A 15654-nucleotide genomic window follows, 5' to 3' on the forward strand; every position below is an offset into this window, starting at 1 on the left:
TCTCCAGGAAGTCAGCGGGCGGTGTCGGGTCGGCCGCGCAGCAGCAGCCGCTGCACCCCGCCCAGGGCGAGGTCGGCGAGGACGGCCAGGACGGCGACGAGCACCGCGCCGCCGAGCACCTGCACCAGATCGCGCTGGGCGAGCCCGTCGAATACGTACCGGCCCAGGCCGCCGAAGCTGACGTAGGCGGCGATGGTGGCGGTGGCCACGACCTGCACGGTCGCCAGCCGGATGCCGGTCATGATCAGGGGCAGCGCGAGCGGGAGTTCGACCTGCCAGAGGACCTGGTGGCCGCGGAGCCCCACGCCCTTCGCCGCGTCCTTGACCTCCGGGTCGACGGCGGCCATGCCCGCGTACGTATTGGTGATGATCACCGGTACGGCGAGGGCGACCAGGGAGATGTACACCGGCCAGATCGAGAGCCCGCCCGCGAGGAAGACCAGGGTCACCAGGCCGACGGTGGGCAGCGCGCGGCCGAAGGACGCCAGGTTGACCGCGATGAAGGCGCCGCGTCCGGTGTGGCCGATCAGCATGCCGATGGGCAGCGCGATGACGGCCGCGATGACGGTGGCGAGCAGCGAGTACTGCAGATGCTCGACCAGCCGGTGCGCGATGCCTTCGTCGCCGGACCACTGGGCTGAGCTGGTCAGCCAGGACGCGAGGTTCTTGAGGAGTTCCAGCATGGGTCAGGCGCCCCTCTTCATGGAATGGCGCTGCCTGGTCCAGGGCGTGCACAGCCACTGGACGGTGACGAGCAGCGCGTCCGCGACCAGCGCGAGCAGCAGGGTGAGGATCACACCGGCGACGACCGGGGTGGGGTAGTTGCGCTGGAAGCCGTCGGTGAAGAGCTGGCCGAGGCCGCCGTACCCGATGTAGCTGGCGACGCTCACCAGCGAGATCGACATCACGGTGGAGACCCGGATCCCGGCCATGATCACCGGGAGCGCCAGCGGCAGTTCCACGGTGAGCAGGGTGCGCAGCGGCCTGGTGCCCATGGCGGTGGACGCCTCGCGCACCCTGGCGGGCACCGCGTCCAGGCCCTCGACGGTGTTCCGTACGAGCACGACCAGCGTGTACGCGGTCAGTCCGGTGATCGCCGTGGTCCTGGTGAGCCCGGTGAGGGGCAGCAGCAGGACGAAGAAGGCCAGCGAGGGGATCGTGTAGAGGATGTTCGAGAGGCCGAGTACGAAGCCGCGCAGCGCCCGTACCCGGTGGGCGACGACCGCCAGCGGGAGCGCGATCAGCAGGCCGATGAGGACGGCGGGCACCGCGGTGGAGAGATGGTCGGCGGTGAGGTGGGCCATCTCACCGGTGTGGTCGGGGAACCAGCCCCAGTCGATGGTCATGCGGTGGTGCCGGTCTGGGTGGTGCCGGTCTGCGCGCTCTCGGTCTGCGCTGTCGCGGTCTTCGCGCTCTCGGTCGTCCCGGTCCCGGTCCGCGCGGGGGCTTCGCCGGCTCCCGCGCTCGTGTGGGCCTCGCCCGCACGGTCGTGGATGGCGTCGCGTGAGGTGACGCCGGTCAGTGCGCCGTCGGCGTCCACCCGGGCCACGAGCCCGGCGGGGGACGAGACGGACTCGTTGAGCGCCGAGAGCAGCGAGTCGGAGTCGCGCAGCGCCCGGACGGGCAGCAGCGGTGCGTCGCCCGCGGTCCCGGCCCCGGCGGCCGGTGCGGCGTCCGCGTCGAGCCAGCCGAGCGGCCTGTTGTCGGCCGATGTCACCAGCTGCCAGCGGCCGGTCCGCTTCGCCGCGGATATCCGCTCGTCGGCGCGGACGACGGGCGCGGAGGTCTGGGGTATCCCGGCGAGCGTGGAGAGCGACAGGAGCTTCAGCCCGCGCTCGGCGCCCAGGAAGTCCGCCACGAAGTCGTCGGCGGGCCGGGCGAGCAGCTCGGCGGGCTCGGCGCACTGGACGAGATGGCCGCCGGTACGGAAGACCGCGATGCGGTCGCCGAGCCGGACGGCCTCGTCTATGTCGTGGGTGACGAAGACGATGGTCTTGTTGAGGTCCTTCTGCAGCCGCAGCAGCTCGTCCTGGAGCTGGGTGCGGACCACCGGGTCCACCGCGCCGAACGGCTCGTCCATGAGCAGCACCGGCGGGTCGGCCGCGAGCGCGCGGGCCACCCCGACGCGCTGCTGCTGGCCGCCGGAGAGCTGGTGCGGGTAGCGCTTGCCGGTGTCGGCGGTCAGCCCGACCGTCTCCAGCAGCTCGGCTGCGCGGGCGCGGGACTTCTTGCGGCCCCAGCCGAGCAGCAGCGGGACGGTGGCCACATTGTCCAGGATCGTCCGGTGCGGGAAGAGCCCGGACTGCTGGATGACGTAGCCGATGCCGCGCCGCAGCTCGGCGGCGTCCGCCTCCAGGATGTCCTTGTCCGCGAGGCGGATGGTCCCCGACGACGGGTCGACCATGCGGTTGATCATGCGGAGGGTGGTGGTCTTGCCACACCCGGACGAGCCGACCAGGACCGTGATCTGTCCTTCGGGCATGTCCAGGTTGAGGTCGTGGACCGCTGTGGTGCCGTTCGGGAAGCGTTTGTGCACGGAGTCGAATTTGATCATCGGTCATCCCTTGCCCGGCTGCATATGGTCATGCAGAGTTCTCGGTGTCTGAATAATTTGTCAATGGGCTGCGCTAAAACACTGATGACGTAGGTCCAGCAGGCAAGACCGAATGTCGGAATAAGGAGGCGTTCGCGCATGATGCCGTACCGCACGGTGGATACCCAGACCGGCATCGTGGTCCTCGACGGTGAGTCCCTTCCGGTCGCCGATGTGGTCCGGCTCGCCCGCGGCACGGCCAGGCCCGTACCCGGGACCGAGGCGATGAAGCGTACTGAACAGTCGTGGGACGCGGCACGTGAGCTCGCCGCGTCGGGCCGGGTGTACGGCCGCTCCACGGGTGTCGGCGCCAACCGTAACGAGTCGGTGCCGTCCGGCGCAGCCGCCGACCACGGGCTGCGGCTGCTGCGCTCGCACGCCGGGGCCATCGGGGATCCGCTGCCGGGCCACGAGGTCAGGGCCATGCTCGCCGTACGCGCCAACCAGCTGCTCGCCGGAGGGGCCGGACTGCGGCCCACCGTCGTCACCGCGCTCTGCGAAGCCCTGGAGTCCGGCGCCCACCCCGTCGTCCACGAGTTCGGCTCGGTCGGGACCGGCGATATCGCGGCCCTCGCCCAGATGGGCCTCGCGCTGGCCGGCGAGCACCCCTGGCAGGGCGGCCCGCCGCCCGCGGCGCTGCGCCTCGACAACAACGACGCACTCGCCCTGATCAGCAGCAACGCCCTCACGCTCGGCCAGGCCGCGCTCGCACTCGACGAGCTGCGCGGCCTGGTCGACGCCACGCAGATGGTGGCCGCGCTGTCCCTGCTCGCCGTGGACGGCTCGTTCGAGGCATACGCGGAGCCGGTGCACGCGGCCCGCCCGCACCCCGGTTCGTACGCCGTCGCCGCCCGCAGCCGCCGCTTGCTCGGCGCACCCGAGCGGCCCACCCCGCCGCTGGGCCGCATCCAGGACCCGTACGGCTTCCGCTGTGTGCCGCAGATCCACGGACCCGCGCAGGACGCGGCCGATCTGCTGGAGCGCACCATCGCCGTCGAGATCAACGCGGCGGCCGAGAACCCGCTGATCCGGGCCGACGACATGGCGGCCTACCACCACGGCGGCTTCTACATGGCCCAACTCGCCCTGGCGCTCGATCACTTCAGACTGGCCCTCACTCAGACCGCCCGGCTCTCCACCTCCCGGCTCTCCGCGCTGAACGAGCCCGGGTTCACCCGGCTCAGGCCCTTCCTCGCCGACGGTGAGGCCGCGTCGTCGGGCGTGATGATCCTGGAGTACGCGGCCGGGGCCGCGCTCGGTGAGCTGAGCGCCCTGTCCGCACCGGCCACGCTCGGGCACGCCGTCCTCTCCCGGGGTGTCGAGGAACAGGCCAGCTTCGCGTCGCTCGCGGCCCGGCAGGCGCTGCGGGCCGCCCGGGTCTACCGCTATGTGGTGGGCTGCGAACTGGTCGCCGTCATCAGGGCGTTGCGCCTGCGCGAGCTGCGGATCGACCCCGGTCTGCCGGTCGGCCGCGCCTTCGCCCTGGCGGACGAGGCGCTCGACCCGGATGTCGCGGACCGGCCGCTCACCGACGACGTCGACACCGCGGCCGCGCTGCTCGACCGGTTCAATGACCTCTGAGGGGGTTTCCGGGGCCGGAGTGCGGGGCTCTGCGATGCGGGCGGTTCAATGAACTCTGATGTGGATGTGGAACTTGAGGGGGACGACGGCATGAGCGACAGCCCGGCCACACGGCTGCAACAGCTCTTCGAAGGGCACCGGCTGACACCGACCCAGCGGCGCATCGCGCACTGCATGGTGCGGCAGGCCGCCGAGGCACCCTTCCTCTCGTCCGTCGAACTGGCCGAGCTGGCCGGGGTCAGCCAGCCGTCCGTCACCCGGTTCGCGGTGGCGCTCGGCTTCGACGGCTACCCGGCGCTCCGCCGCCATCTGCGGGAGGTCGCACCGGCCGGGCGTGAGGCGGACGACGACAGCCTCAACGAGTACCAGCAGGCCGTCCACGCCGAGATGGAGAATCTGCGCCGGCTCGCCGAGGTCCTGGCCGATCCCTCGCTGGTCGAGCGGGCCGGCCGGCTGCTCGCGCAGTCTCCGACCCTGCCGGTGCTGGGGCTGCGCGCCGCGTCGTCGCAGGCCAGGGGGTTCGCGTACTTCGCCGCCAAGGTCCACAGGGACGTCCGGCTGCTCGACGAGGGCGGCACGATGCTGGCCGACCGTATCGACGCCGCGGTACGGGCCGGGGCCACGGTGCTGCTCTGCTTCGCGCTGCCCCGCCACCCGCGTGAGGTGGTCGACGCGCTCGCGTACGCGCAGTCGGCGGGGCTGACCGTGGTGACGGTCGCCGACTCGGCCTTCGCGCCGGTCGCCCGGCACAGCGACATCCTGGTCCCGGCCGCTGTCGGTACCGGCCTGGCCTTCGACACGGTGTGCGGGCCGATGCTGCTGGGGCGGGTGCTCCTCGAAGCGATGTGCGACGACCTGCCGGAGGCGCAGTCACGCCTGGAGGAGTTCGACACACGGGCGGCGGCGCGGGGGCTGTTCGTGGAGTAGGGGACGCACCGGAGTACCGGGCGGGGCCGCGAGGTGCCCGGCGCTCTGCGGCTTCTCACGGCGTACTCAGAAACCGTCGCTAATCTCCGCTCGGTCCGGAGCAGGCGTGCGGAAGGAGTACGGACGTGGGGCGCGGCAGAGCGCAGACGCAGACGCGGGGACAGACTCAGACGCGGGGACAGGCGCAGACACAGACACAGCAGCGGGCACAGGGCAGGGAACGGGATCAGGGCCGGCGGCCGGGGCGGCCGGGGCGGCCGGGCCGGTCGGGGAAGGGCCGGCCGCGGACCGTGGCGCGGGTCGCGGTGCTGGTACGGGCCGGGGCCGCACCGCTGTGGTGGCTGGGACTGGTGGCCGCGGCGGCCGGGGCGCTGCTGCCCGGGCTGACCGGGCGCAGGATCGGCCTCCTGGCCGGGGCGGCGCTCGCACTGATCACCTGCGCGGTGGTCGCCCTGGTCCGTGGCCGCCGCTTCGTCCATCTGTCGAAGTCGCCCTCGCGGGCGGGCCGGTCGGACTTCCTCCAGGACCGCGCCGTGACCGTGAGGAACTGGCGGCGCGCGCACCGCTGGTGGCTGCTCGTGGCCTTCGTCGCGGCGCTCGGCTCGTCGTTCGCGCTCCCGGCCGCCGGCGGTCTGACGCTCGCCGGAGCGGGCGCCGGGCTCTGGCTCAAGGCGGTACGCCTCGGCCGCCGCGAACGCGCCGACGACGTCCTCTTCTGGGTCCGTACCGACTGGATCGCACGGGGCCCCGCGGGGAAGCCGGTCAAGGGCTACAGCTCGACGGGCGTCCTCGCGGGCGACGCCGCACCCGGCGGGGCGCGGCGTCGCTGACGCGGCCGGGTCACACCTCCAGTTCGGCTTCGATCTTCTTCAGCTGGTGACGGGCCATCGCGAGGTTCGACCGGGACTTGTCCAGCGCCAGATAGAGGAACAGGCCGTTGTTCCCGCGCCCCTTGAGCAGCCGGATCAGGTGGTACTGCCCGCCCAGCGTGATCAGGATGTCCTCGATCTCGTCCTTGAGCCCGAGGTGTTCCATGGTCCGCACCTTGGCACGCACCACATCCGTGTTCCCGGCGGCGGCCACGGCCAGATCGAGCTCCTTGCCGCCGCCGAGCGTGCCGAGGGCCATGCCGCTGGTGTAGTCGACGAGGGCCACGCCGATGGTGCCCTCGATCGAGCTCATCGCGTCCTTGAGTGCGGTTTCGGTGTTCGCCATGGGAGGCGCACTTCCTTTCTTCCTGTGGGTGGCGGAACGGGTCGTTCGCGGTGTCGTACGGGTACGGGAGGGAGGCTTGACGGTCATGGGCTCTCCGCTCGTGGGCTGTCCGGCCGTGGGCTCTCCGTCCGGTCGAGGGCGCCGTCGACCAGCTCGCCGATCCGGGTGCTCGACCTGCGGGCCTCCAGATGCAGCCGGCCCACGTTGATACGGGGCTGGGCGAGCAGGGTGAGCACGGCGGACGGGCCTGCCGCGTACGTCGCCACATAGCCGTGCTCGCCGCGTACCAGCAGCTCACGGAAGGCGCCCTGGCCCGTCGTCTCGGTCAGCCGCTGTGCGACGCCGAGGGCCGCCGCGGTGAGCGCGGCGACGGACTCGCCCTCGGCCGACGTGGTGTCCTGCGCCAGTACGAGACCGTCGGCGCTGGCCGCGAGTGCCCCGCTGATCAGGGGCACCCGGGCTCTCAGCCGGCGCAGCTCGTCCAGCACTTCGGCCTCCGCGGACATCAGTTGTCTCCTCTCGGCGCGCTGCCGCAGAGCGCGGATCACAGCGTGGCCTCCAATGCGTCTCGCAGCCGGCGGAGCAGGGCGACATCCGGGTCGGGCGACACCCCGGCGACCGCGTCGGCGAACCGGGCGGGGACCGCCGACGTCCGCGGTGCGGGCGCGCGCGGGGTCTCGACGGCACCGGCGGCTGCCAGCCTGCGGACGTCGATGAGGGTGTGGAAGGCCGGGCGGCCCAGCGCCCGTGCGATGCCGGGCGGGGTACGGACCCCGTCCGCCAGGTCGAGCACGGCGCGCTGGCGCGGGGTGACCGGGGTGTCGGGGTGGCTGCGGGCCCGTACGACCGGGGCGGTGTCGATGTCCGGGTACGGCCAGAGCCGGTCGAGCAGTTCCCTGCGGCGGGCGGCCTCCCGCTCCACGGCGTCCGCCGGTACGGGGTGCACGGGGCCGATCCAGTGGGCGACGCCGTAACGGAAACGGGTGGGGCCGCTGCTGGGGGCGAGTGCGAAGTACGCCGCGTCGTGCAGGGCGCCGAGATGGCAGATCTCCAGCTCACCGTCCGCGACCTGGCCGCTCTCGACCAGGAACCGGCCGACCCGGCCGTGGGCCCCGGCCCGGTCCAGGGCCTGCCGCCACCCTTCGGGGCGCAGCCGCCCCGATGTGGTCAGCAGGACGTCTATACCGGGGGCGGCCGGGCTCTCGGCGTGCACCACCTGACCGTCGACCAGATAGAGAGTGCCGCGGTCCCGCAGCAGTGCGCCGGTGGCGCGTTCGCCCGCGAGCCGGACGAGCATCGGCGAGACGCCCGCGGGTCTGGCCGGGGGTCTGGGGCCGGTCGCGGTGGTCATCACAGCACCAGTCGCTCGGCCAGGTCCCGCAGCCGTAATCGGGCGAGCGCCAGATTCCCCTCGTCGCGGTCGAGCCAGAGGTGCAGGAAGACGCTGCTGTCGAAGGTCGTCTCGACGAAGCGCAGGATGTGGTAGCCGGTGCGGTTGGTGACGATGACGTCCTCGACCGGAAGGCCCGCTGGTGCGGCGGGAGTTGAGACGGCGGGACTTGAGACGATGGGAGCCGATGCGCCGGGCGCTCCGTCGGCGCCGGGCGGTCCGTCGGCCGGTCCGTCGCCGCCGGTCGGCGCGTCCGGCTGCCCGTCCGCCGGTACGCCCGTCGGGGCCGGGGCGGAGGCAGCAGGGGCCGGGTCGGGGTCCGGGGCCGGGTCCGGGGCGAACGCCTGGTGTTCCGCGGCCATCCGGGCCAGCTCCGCGGTCTCGGCCGCGGTCGCCTCGTGGTCGTTGTTCGGTGACTCGCCGATGGTGCCGAGTGCGAGCCCGCTGGTCCAGTCGACCACGGCGGCACCGCGGGAGCCGGGCAGCCGCATGGCTTCCAGCAGACACTCGTCGATTCCGGGCACGCGGAACTCCCCTCCCAGCGTGATGCGCGTGGCCGCGGGGGCGGCCGTGCGGCAGTGACGGCCAAGTTACGCAACGTTCAGCCCCCTGAGGGGAGTTCTGGCATTTTCCAGCGGAACATGCCCGGCGGGATTAGGGTCCGCGCACCCCGTTCCTGGCGCCGGGCGATCCAGCCGTCCTCGGGGCGCGTGATCCAGCCAATCCAGCCCCCGGGGCGAGGCGGGGTGCCCGAGTGTATTGACTAGCTCTATTCAGAGCGTCAGGATGTGAATAGTTCATGCAATAGTGTGGGATCGAGGAGGCAACCATGTCAGGACCCCGGCCGGTACGGGCACCGCGCGGTACGGAGCTGAGCGCCCTGGGATGGCAGCAGGAGGCCGCCCTGCGCATGCTCCAGAACAACCTGGACCCTGAGGTCGCCGAGCACCCCGACAAGCTCGTCGTCTACGGCGGCACCGGCAAGGCCGCCCGCGACTGGCGCTCCTTCGACGCCATGGTGCGCACCCTCCAGAACCTCAAGCAGGACGAGACGATGCTCGTCCAGTCCGGGCGACCGGTCGGCGTGATGCAGACCCACGAGTGGGCGCCGCGGGTGCTGATCGCCAACTCCAACCTGGTGGGCGACTGGGCCAACTGGGAGGAGTTCCGGCGGCTCGAAGCACTCGGGCTCACCATGTACGGCCAGATGACGGCCGGCTCCTGGATCTACATCGGCACCCAGGGCATCCTCCAGGGCACCTACGAGACCTTCGCCGCCGTCGCGGCCAAGCGCTTCAACGGCACGCTCGCCGGGACCATCACGCTCACCGCGGGACTCGGCGGCATGGGCGGCGCCCAGCCGCTCGCCGTGACGATGAACGACGGCGTCGCGATCTGCATCGACGTCGACCCGCGCGCCATCGAGCGCCGTATCGAGCACCGCTTCCTGGACGTCCGGGCGAACTCGCTCGAGCACGCGCTCCAGCTCGCCGTCGAGGCGCGCGACGCCCGTAAGCCGCTCTCCATCGGCCTCCTGGGCAACGCCGCCGAGCTGCTGCCCCGGATGCTCGCCGAAGGCGCGCCGATCGACATCGTGACGGACCAGACCTCCGCCCACGACCCGCTCGCCTACCTCCCGGTCGGCGTCGAATTCGACGACATGGCCGCGTACGCCGCCGAGAAGCCCGCCGACTTCACCCAGCGCGCCCGCGAGTCGATGGCCCGGCACGTCGAGGCGATGGTCGGCTTCATGGACGCCGGGGCCGAGGTCTTCGACTACGGCAACTCCATCCGCGGTGAGGCCCAGCTGGCCGGATACGCCCGGGCGTTCGACTTCCCCGGCTTCGTGCCCGCCTATATCCGCCCGCTCTTCTGCGAGGGCAAGGGCCCGTTCCGCTGGGCCGCGCTCTCCGGCGAAGCCTCGGACATCCACAAGACCGACAAGGCGCTCCTGGAGCTCTTCCCCGAGAACGAGTCGCTGCACCGCTGGATCAAGATGGCCGGTGAGCGCGTCCACTTCCAGGGCCTGCCCGCCCGTATCTGCTGGCTCGGCCAGGGCGAGCGCGACAAGGCCGGCGCCCGCTTCAACGACATGGTCGCCGACGGCACCCTCGCCGCCCCGCTGGCCATCGGCCGCGACCACCTCGACTGCGGCTCCGTCGCCTCGCCGTACCGCGAGACCGAGGCCATGCTCGACGGCTCCGACGCCATCGCCGACTGGCCGCTGCTCAACGCCATGGTCAACGTCGCCTCCGGTGCCTCCTGGGTCTCCATCCACCACGGCGGCGGGGTCGGCATGGGCCGCTCCATCCACGCCGGACAGGTCTCGGTGGCCGACGGCACCGCCCTCGCGGGCGAGAAGATCCGCCGGGTCCTCACCAACGACCCCGGCATGGGTGTCATCCGCCATGTCGACGCCGGATACGACATCGCCGAGCGGGTGGCCGACGAGCGCGGCGTCCGGGTGCCGATGCGCGAGGGCGGGCAGCAGTGACCTCCTCGTTCCACGAGATGTGGGCGGAGCTGCTGCCCATCGGCCGCAGCTCCGACTCCGGCGGGTACCGCAGGTACGCCTGGACCGCGGCCGACGCCGACTGCCGCGCCTGGTTCAAGGACCAGGCGCTGGCCCGCGGCCTCAGCTACGAACTCGACCGCAACGGCAACCAGTGGGCCTGGCTCGGTGACCCGCTGGGCACCGACGCCGTCGTCACCGGCTCGCACCTGGACTCCGTACCGGACGGCGGCGCCTTCGACGGCCCCCTCGGTGTGGTCTCCTCCTTCGCGGCGCTGGACGAACTCCGCCGCAGGGGAGCCGAGTTCACCAGGCCGCTGGCGATCAGCAACTTCGGTGACGAGGAAGGTGCCCGCTTCGGGCTCGCCTGCGTCGGCTCCCGGCTCACCGCGGGGCAGCTCACCGTCGACCGGGCCCACCAGCTCAAGGACGGCGCGGGCGTCTCGCTGCCCGAGGCCATGGAGCAGGCCGGGTACGACCCGGCGGCCATCGGCGCCGACCCGCAGCGGCTCGCCCGCATCGGGGCCTTCGTCGAGCTCCATGTGGAGCAGGGGCGCGCCCTGGACCTCAGCGGCGACCCGGTCGGTATCGCCTCCGCGATCTGGCCGCACGGCCGCTGGCGGTACGACTTCCACGGCGAGGCCAACCACGCGGGGACGACCCGTCTGGTGGACCGCCGCGACCCGATGCTGACGTACGCGGAGACGGTCATCGCCGCCCGCCGCCAGGCGGAACTCGCGGGCGCCGTGGCCACCTTCGGCAAGGTCTCCGTCGAGCCGAACGGCGTCAACGCGATCCCCTCCCTGGTGCGCGGCTGGCTCGACTCGCGCGCCGCCGACCAGTCCACCCTGGACACGGTCATCGCCGGTATCGAGCAGGCGGCCAGGGAACGGGGCGAGCGGGACGGCGTGGACGTACGCGTCACCCGGGAGTCCTTCACCCCCGTCGTCGAGTTCGAACACGCCCTGCGTGACGAGCTCGCCAAGATCCTCGGCGGCGACGGCAGCACGGTGCCCGTTCTCGGAACGGGCGCGGGACACGACGCCGGGATCCTCTCCGCGTCCGTCCCGACCGCCATGCTGTTCGTACGCAACCCCACGGGTGTCTCGCACTCACCGGCGGAGACCGCCGGTGAGGACGACTGCCTGGCCGGGGTGACCGCACTCGCCGATGTACTGGAGGGCCTGGCGTGCAGGTGACGTACTGGCTGGAGCACGCCTGGCTCGGCACGCATGTCGAGCCGGGCGTCGTCCTGGAGACCGACCAGGGCCGGATCACGGCCGTCCGCAAGGAGGTACCGGCGCCGCCGCCCGGCGCGACCGCCCTGCGCGGCCTGACCCTCCCGGGCCTGGCGAACGCCCACAGCCACGCCTTCCACCGCGCCCTGCGGTCCGCGGCCCAGGTCGGCTCCGGCACCTTCTGGACCTGGCGCGACGTGATGTACGGCGTGGCCTGCCGGCTGACCCCGGACACCTACCACGCGCTCGCCCGCGCCGTGTACGCCGAGATGGCGATGGCCGGGATCACCGTGGTCGGTGAGTTCCACTATGTGCACCACACACCGGGCGGCACCCCCTACGACGACCCGAACGCGATGGGCGAGGCACTGATCGCCGCCGCGGCCGACGCGGGCGTCCGCATCACACTCCTCGACACCGCCTACCTGGCGTCCGGGATGATCGACAAATACCGCAGCGCGGAGCCCGAGAAGCACCAGCGGCGCTTCTCCGACGGCTCGGCGCAGAGCTGGGCCGAGCGGGCCTCCCTGCTCAAGGACCGCGACCACGCCCGGATCGGCGCGGCCGTCCACTCCGTACGCGCCGTCCCGGCCGGGCAGCTCGCCACCGTCGCCGCCTGGGCCGAGGAACGGCAGGCCCCGCTGCACGTCCACCTCTCGGAGCAGACCGCCGAGAACGAATCCTGTCTTGCGGCGCACGGCTGCACCCCCACCCGGCTGCTCGCCGACCACGGGGTGCTCGGCCCCCGCACCGTCGGCGTCCACAACACCCATCTCACCGACGAGGACATCAGCCTGCTGGGCTCCTCGGAGACCGGCACCTGTATGTGCCCCACCACCGAACGCGACCTCGCCGACGGCATCGGCCCCGCCGTCCGGCTGCAGCACGCGGGCAGCCCGCTCTCCCTGGGCAGCGACAGCCACGCCGTGATCGACATCCTCGAAGAGGCGCGCGCCATGGAGCTCAACGAACGGCTGCGCTCGCGCACCCGCGGCCACTGGACGGCTGCGGCCCTGCTGCGCGCGGCCACCGCCGACGGCTACCACGCGCTCGGCTGGTCCGACGGCGGTGCCATCGAGACCGGCGCGCTCGCCGACCTCACGACGATCGCGCTCGACACGGTCAGAACAGCGGGCCCCGTGCCGCACCTCGGAGCGGAGACCGCCGTATTCGCCGGCTCCGCGGCCGACGTACGCCACACGGTCGTGGGCGGCCGCCATGTCGTACGCGACGGAGTCCACGCCCTGGTGCCGGACGTCCCGCACGCGCTGGCCGAGTCCATCGCGGCGCTGCGCCCCTGACCCCGAACCCGTATCCGGAGGAGCACCACGCGATGACGAACCCCGCCACCGCCCTCACCCACATCGGCAGTCTGGTCACCAACGACCCCTCCCTCGGGGACGGATCCCCGCTCGGTCTGATCCAGGACGCGGCGCTCGTCATCGATGGCGACCGCATCGCCTGGGTCGGTGAATCCAGCAAAGCACCCGCCACTGACAACGCGGTCGACGCGGGCGGCCGGGCGGTGATTCCGGGGTTCGTCGACTCGCACTCCCACCTGGTCTTCGCGGGCGACCGGACGGCCGAGTTCAACGCGCGCATGTCGGGCCGCAGTTACTCGGCGGGCGGTATCCGCACCACGGTCGCCGCCACCCGCACGGCCACCGACGAGCAGCTCTCGGCGAACGTCGCCGCGTATCTCCACGAGGCGCTCCGTCAGGGCACCACGACCCTGGAGACGAAGTCCGGCTACGGCCTGACCGTCGAGGACGAGGCGCGGGCCCTGCGGGTCGCGGCCCGCCACACCGACGAGGTCACCTACCTGGGCGCGCACATCGTGGCGCCCGAGTACGCCGACGACCCCGCCGGGTACGTCGATCTGGTCACCGGCCCGATGCTGGACGCCTGCGCCCCGCACGCCCGCTGGGTCGACGTGTTCTGCGAGAAGGGCGCCTTCGACGGCGACCAGGCCCGCGCGATCCTCACCGCGGGACGGGCCAGGGGCCTGCACCCGCGCGTCCACGCCAACCAGCTCAGCTACGGCCCGGGGGTCCAGCTCGCCGTCGAGCTGGACGCAGCGTCGGCCGACCACTGCACCCACCTGACCGACGAGGACGTCACGGCGCTGGCCGACGGCGACACCGTCGCCACGCTGCTGCCCGGCGCCGAGTTCTCCACCCGCGCCGCCTGGCCGGACGCCCGCCGTCTCCTGGACGCCGGAGCGACCGTCGCGCTCTCCACCGACTGCAACCCGGGCTCGTCGTTCACGTCCTCCATGCCGTTCTGTATCGCCCTGGCGGTACGTGACATGGGGATGACCCCGGACGAGGCGCTGTGGGCGTCCACAGCGGGCGGCGCGCGGGCCCTGCGCCGTACGGACATCGGCCGGCTCGTACCGGGCGCCAGGGCCGACCTGACCCTGCTCGACGCCCCCTCCCACGTCCACCTCGCCTACCGGCCCGGTGTGCCCCTGGTCTCGGGGGTGTGGCAGCGCGGAGCCCGGGTGGTCTGACCCGTCATCCGTAAAGCCCCGGCCGCACACAGCGGCCGGGGCTCAGGCATGCGCGCACGCTGCCGGGGGCCGGACGCGGAAGAGCCGGTCCCGGCGAGCGGGACCGGCTCTTCCGCCGAGGCGCTGTCCGGCCGGTGTGCCGGACGTACGCTCCTCGCGGCGGCGCCTCACTGCTCCAGGGTCAGCCCCTTGCGCAGCTTCACCAGGGTGCGCGACAGCAGCCGCGACACATGCATCTGCGAGATACCCAGCTCGTCGCCGATCTCCGACTGCGTCATGTTGGCGACGAAGCGCAGCGACAGGATCTGCCGGTCGCGCGCGGGGAGCCCGGCTATGAGGGGCTTGAGCGACTCGATGTACTCGACGCCTTCGAGGTCGTGGTCCTCGTAGCCGATGCGGTCGGCCAGCGCGCCCTCGGACTCGTCCTCCTCGGGCTGGGCGTCGAGCGAGCTCGCGGTGTACGCGTTGCTCGCCGCCATCCCCTCGACGACCTCTTCCTTGGTCAGGTCGAGGCGCGCGGCGAGCTCCGCCACGGTCGGGGCGCGGTCGAGCTGCTGAGCGAGCTCGTCGCCCGCCTTGGCGAGGTCGAGGCGGAGCTCCTGGAGCCGCCGCGGCACCCGCACCGACCAGGACGTGTCGCGGAAGAACCGCTTGATCTCGCCGATGATCGTCGGCATCGCGAACGTGGGGAATTCCACGCCCCTGCTGAGCTCGAAGCGGTCTATCGCCTTGATCAGGCCGATCGTGCCGACCTGGATGATGTCTTCCATCGGTTCGCTGCGCGAGCGGAACCGGGAGGCGGCGAACTTGACCAGGGCCAGGTTGAGCTCGACGAGCGTGTTGCGGACATACGCGTACTCGTGCGTTCCCTCTTCGAGGGACTCCAGCCGCGAGAACAGCGTCTTCGACAGTGCCCTGGCGTCCAGCGGACCCACTTCGCCGTACGGCGGGATCTCAGGAAAATCCTCGATCCCGGACTCGATCGGGTCGGACGGGGTAGGACGTGCAGTCGACGTATCGCTGCGGGATTCGTCGAGCTGGGGTGACATGGTGTCCTCCATGGTTCTCGGCATATGGCTGCCGATGCCTGTGTTCAGCGGTGTAGCGGCGCCTCCAAAGCCGGCCATGTTCGAATGTTGTCGCTACTACCCCTATCGGCTCGGGATGCACAAGCGCAAGTGTTAAATGTCCGTATTATTACGGTTCGTTGGGGTTGTTCGGCTACCGGTCGGCGTGCGGAAGGCGTAGTCTTCGTCGCACGTCAGCGACATCTCCAACACGGCGAAGAGGGACGGACATGGACCGCGGGACGGTCGGCAGCACGAACCGGGGCCGGCTTCGGGTCGAAGTCAGGTCCGCGGGCCCGAGCGAGGTCGTGACTCCGGCGGGTGAGCTGGATCACCACACGGCCGGATTGCTGAGTGAGCCGCTGGACAAGGCGCTGGAGCAGGGCCGGTCGAGGCTGGTCATCGACTGCTCCCAGCTGGAGTTCTGCGACTCGACGGGGCTGAATGTGCTCCTCGGGGCCCGCCTCAAGGCGGAAGCCGCCGGGGGAGGGGTCCATCTGGCCGGGATGCTTCCCGTGGTGGCCAGGGTGTTCGAGATCACAGGTGCCGAGGCGGTCTTCACCGTGCACGATTCTCTTGAGGATGCACTGCGCGACTGATCCGCACACTCTGTAGAAAG

General features: G+C 71.9%; 16 protein-coding genes. 8 read left to right on the forward strand and 8 right to left on the reverse strand.

All coding sequences use genetic code 11. The annotated features are described in order from the left end of the window. Positions 1–11: 11 nt before the first annotated feature. Genes OG510_RS23555 through OG510_RS23565 form a run of 3 tightly spaced genes read right to left on the reverse strand, consistent with a single transcriptional unit; the run spans position 12 to position 2554 of the window. Complete coding sequence (locus OG510_RS23555) at positions 12–683, reverse strand: ABC transporter permease (RefSeq protein ID WP_406139355.1); 672 nt, start codon at positions 681–683, stop codon at positions 12–14. A gap of 3 nt (positions 684–686) precedes the next feature. Beyond that, a complete protein-coding gene (locus tag OG510_RS23560; protein WP_406139357.1) occupies positions 687–1346 on the reverse strand; it encodes an ABC transporter permease in 660 nt (219 codons plus the stop codon). Beyond that, a complete protein-coding gene (locus tag OG510_RS23565) occupies positions 1343–2554 on the reverse strand; it encodes an ABC transporter ATP-binding protein (protein WP_406139359.1) in 1212 nt (403 codons plus the stop codon). The genes OG510_RS23560 and OG510_RS23565 overlap by 4 nt, the downstream gene beginning before the upstream one ends. A gap of 141 nt (positions 2555–2695) precedes the next feature. On the opposite strand from OG510_RS23565, the gene OG510_RS23570 reads away from it, so the two are divergent. From OG510_RS23570 to OG510_RS23580, 3 genes are all read left to right on the forward strand, one after another. After that, the gene (locus OG510_RS23570) at positions 2696–4174 is read left to right on the forward strand and encodes an aromatic amino acid ammonia-lyase (RefSeq protein ID WP_406142509.1); all 1479 of its coding nucleotides are present in this window, start codon (positions 2696–2698) and stop codon (positions 4172–4174) included. Between the two features lie 90 nt (positions 4175–4264). Continuing rightward, on the forward strand, positions 4265–5101 hold the full coding sequence (locus tag OG510_RS23575; protein WP_406139360.1) for a MurR/RpiR family transcriptional regulator: 837 nt from the start codon (positions 4265–4267) through the stop codon (positions 5099–5101). 290 nt (positions 5102–5391) lie between these two features. Further along, positions 5392–5931, forward strand: a complete 540-nt coding sequence (locus tag OG510_RS23580; protein ID WP_406139362.1) for a hypothetical protein — start codon at positions 5392–5394, stop codon at positions 5929–5931. 10 nt (positions 5932–5941) lie between these two features. On the opposite strand, the gene OG510_RS23585 is transcribed toward OG510_RS23580, so the two are convergent. From OG510_RS23585 to OG510_RS23600, 4 genes are all read right to left on the reverse strand, one after another. Beyond that, positions 5942–6316 carry a hypothetical protein gene (locus OG510_RS23585; RefSeq protein ID WP_406139363.1) on the reverse strand — a complete coding sequence of 125 codons (375 nt, stop codon included), beginning with the start codon at positions 6314–6316 and terminating at the stop codon, positions 5942–5944. Positions 6317–6399: 83 nt separating this feature from the next. Beyond that, complete coding sequence (locus tag OG510_RS23590; RefSeq protein WP_406139364.1) at positions 6400–6822, reverse strand: roadblock/LC7 domain-containing protein; 423 nt, start codon at positions 6820–6822, stop codon at positions 6400–6402. A 38-nt stretch (positions 6823–6860) separates the two neighbouring features. Continuing rightward, entirely contained in the window at positions 6861–7667 is an 807-nt protein-coding gene (locus tag OG510_RS23595) for a transcriptional regulator (protein WP_406139365.1), read from the reverse strand. Beyond that, positions 7667–8230 carry a hypothetical protein gene (locus OG510_RS23600; protein WP_406139367.1) on the reverse strand — a complete coding sequence of 188 codons (564 nt, stop codon included), beginning with the start codon at positions 8228–8230 and terminating at the stop codon, positions 7667–7669. Before OG510_RS23600 ends, OG510_RS23595 begins: the two co-directional genes overlap by 1 nt. A gap of 305 nt (positions 8231–8535) precedes the next feature. Here OG510_RS23600 and hutU point away from each other — a divergent pair, with 305 nt between their 5' ends. The 4 genes from hutU to hutI are packed head-to-tail and all read left to right on the forward strand — an operon-like array spanning position 8536 to position 13968. Continuing rightward, complete coding sequence (gene hutU, locus OG510_RS23605; protein ID WP_406139368.1) at positions 8536–10200, forward strand: urocanate hydratase; 1665 nt, start codon at positions 8536–8538, stop codon at positions 10198–10200. A 17-nt stretch (positions 10201–10217) separates the two neighbouring features. Next, a complete protein-coding gene (locus tag OG510_RS23610; protein ID WP_406142511.1) occupies positions 10218–11417 on the forward strand; it encodes an allantoate amidohydrolase in 1200 nt (399 codons plus the stop codon). Continuing rightward, positions 11408–12757: a formimidoylglutamate deiminase gene (locus OG510_RS23615; RefSeq protein WP_406139370.1), complete on the forward strand. Its 1350-nt coding sequence runs from the start codon at positions 11408–11410 to the stop codon at positions 12755–12757. The genes OG510_RS23610 and OG510_RS23615 overlap by 10 nt, the downstream gene beginning before the upstream one ends. A 32-nt stretch (positions 12758–12789) precedes the next feature. Then, positions 12790–13968: an imidazolonepropionase gene (gene hutI / locus OG510_RS23620; RefSeq protein ID WP_406139371.1), complete on the forward strand. Its 1179-nt coding sequence runs from the start codon at positions 12790–12792 to the stop codon at positions 13966–13968. Positions 13969–14135: 167 nt separating this feature from the next. Here the strand turns inward: hutI and OG510_RS23625 are convergent, their stop codons facing one another. Further along, positions 14136–15029: an RNA polymerase sigma factor SigF gene (locus tag OG510_RS23625; protein WP_203599341.1), complete on the reverse strand. Its 894-nt coding sequence runs from the start codon at positions 15027–15029 to the stop codon at positions 14136–14138. A gap of 236 nt (positions 15030–15265) precedes the next feature. On the opposite strand from OG510_RS23625, the gene OG510_RS23630 reads away from it, so the two are divergent. Beyond that, a complete protein-coding gene (locus OG510_RS23630; RefSeq protein WP_164261531.1) occupies positions 15266–15634 on the forward strand; it encodes an STAS domain-containing protein in 369 nt (122 codons plus the stop codon). Positions 15635–15654 lie beyond the last annotated feature (20 nt).

The organism is Streptomyces sp. NBC_01089, assembly GCF_045162975.1.
GTDB lineage: Bacteria > Actinomycetota > Actinomycetes > Streptomycetales > Streptomycetaceae > Streptomyces.